At 43.9% G+C, this 2,084-nt stretch carries 2 protein-coding genes; one reads left to right on the top strand and one right to left on the bottom strand.

Annotation, left to right across the window (positions count from 1 at the left end; all coding sequences use genetic code 11):
- On the top strand, nt 1-495 hold a 495-nt coding region (locus F6K38_RS34675; protein WP_287359644.1), incomplete at its 5' end, for a pentapeptide repeat-containing protein.
- Nucleotides 496-1,166: 671 nt separating this feature from the next.
- On the opposite strand, the gene F6K38_RS34670 is transcribed toward F6K38_RS34675, so the two are convergent.
- Nucleotides 1,167-2,084 (bottom strand): class I tRNA ligase family protein (locus F6K38_RS34670; protein ID WP_287359643.1); only part of this gene is annotated, 918 nt, incomplete at its 5' end.

Raw genomic sequence — 2,084 nt, 5'->3', positions numbered from 1 at the left:
AATGCTGAACAGCGCGAGCAGTATCTACAACTGCTGCAAACTAAGGAATGTCGAAGCTGTGACCTGGTAAATTCTGACCTAGCCAGAGCTGATTTGAGGGAAGCAGACCTGAGATATGCTAACCTCCAGGGAGCCAATCTCAGTGGCGCTAACCTTTCTGATGCCATGCTCGAAAGTGCAGCAATGAGAGTTATTGATGGCACAGGGGCAACCTTCCGCAATGCCAACTTAGATTCAGCCTACGCCACAGGGGCCAACATGAGTCGCGCCGACTTCAGTGGTGCTAGCGTAGTGTGGGCAAATTTCATCAGTGCTGACCTGAGTGGTAGTTCCTTTAGGGGTGCTGACCTCAGTAACACCACCTTTTTCAAGGCCAACCTCAATGGTGCTGATTTGAGTGGGGCTAACCTCAGTAACGCTAATTTCATTAACGCTGATTTAACTAACGCTAACCTTGATAATGCTAACCTTACTGGTGCGCAACTTCCTAGGTAAATTAGGGATTCCCAAAGTGAATTAGCATTCAGCTAAAGGCCTTTGGCCACGCTACGCGAACAGCTATCAGCTATTAGCTTAAAGCTAATGGGCTACAGATGCTGCTACTTTAGCTTCTTATGGGTTATGGGCATGGTGCGCGAACAGCTTTTGAATAAAAGAGGTAAGGATTCTTTGATTGAAAAGCTGATAGCTGACGGCTGTTCGCGTAGCGTGCGCGTAGCGCATTAGCTGAATGCTTAACTATGGATTTTTATTGATACAGCCTGGTTTCTTAACATACTGACAAACGCGCTGGTTAAGAATAGCTCTCGTTCCCACTGGTCCGACTTTAAATATGACCTTATCCTCGACTTGGCCTCCTGGTATGATCCTGACACCACAGATAGGACAGACTTGTGCGTTTTGTTCAGACATAACTGTTAGTGGTAAATGAACCTGATGAATTGTTTCTTACCTATATATAGCGCTGGATGCAGGCAATAGGGAATAGCTCGGTTAAGCTGTTGTGCATTTAAACTGCGTGAAATCAAATAAAACAGATAGATCCCAGTCGCCTTTTACCTTTTGCCTTTTACCTTTTGCCTTTTGCCTTTTGCCTTTTGCCTTGCTAAAACGCATTTTAAATGCGTTTTAGCTTACCTATCCCCTGCGCTATCGCTTTTTTCCTATCAAACCACTACAAAGTTTACCAATTTACCGGGTACGACAATTACCTTCTTAATCTCCTTACCCTCTAGATATCGCTGTGCTACCTCAGATTCCCGAGCATAGGTTTCTAACGCTGCCTTATCGGAGTTAGCGGGAACTTGAATAGTGCCGCGAGTTTTGCCTTTGATTTGAATAACCAAGGTAATTTCATCGGCTACTAAAGCATCAGGATCGTACTCAAGCCACGGTTGATTGTGTATGGATGAGCTATGACCCAGACTATGCCAAAGTTCTTCAGCAATATGGGGAGCAAAGGGAGCAAGTAATGTAATCAAGGTTTCAATCCCTTCTTTATAGACCGGGGAGTCTTTACACTTAGCATCAGTAATGCCATTACTTAGCTTCATCAATTCAGAAACCGCTGTATTAAATTGATACTCCCCTTCTAAATCCTCAGTTACCTCTTTAATCGCAGTATGAATTACTCGTCGTAAGTCTTTTTCCGGTTTAGTTAAATCACCATTAGACGGGCTAGGTTTAGTGCTACCATTAGCGGCGAAATCCGATACTAAACGCCAGACACGATTAAGGAAACGGAATTGCCCTTCTACATCAGCATCATCCCATTCCAAATCTTTTTCTGGTGGTGCTTTAAACAAGATAAACATCCTAGCGGTATCAGTACCGTATTTAGCTACTACATCTTCTGGTGCGACACCGTTGTATTTAGACTTGGACATTTTTTCATAGAATACCGCCAACGGTTCCCCAGTCTCTGGATCTTTAGGGTCATTGGGATCGATATCTACAACAGCGAAATATTTACCGGTTTTGGTATTTTTGTAAGCCGTATTCTGCACCATCCCCTGAGTTAGAAGACGTTGGAACGGTTCATCAATGGTCAGTAAACCGCGATCGCGTAATACCTTAGTAAAGAA

This window comes from Moorena sp. SIO3B2, assembly GCF_010692525.1.
Lineage (GTDB): Bacteria > Cyanobacteriota > Cyanobacteriia > Cyanobacteriales > Coleofasciculaceae > Moorena > Moorena producens.
Note: the sequence above shows the minus strand (reverse complement) of the source record. Positions and strands in the feature narration are given on the sequence as shown.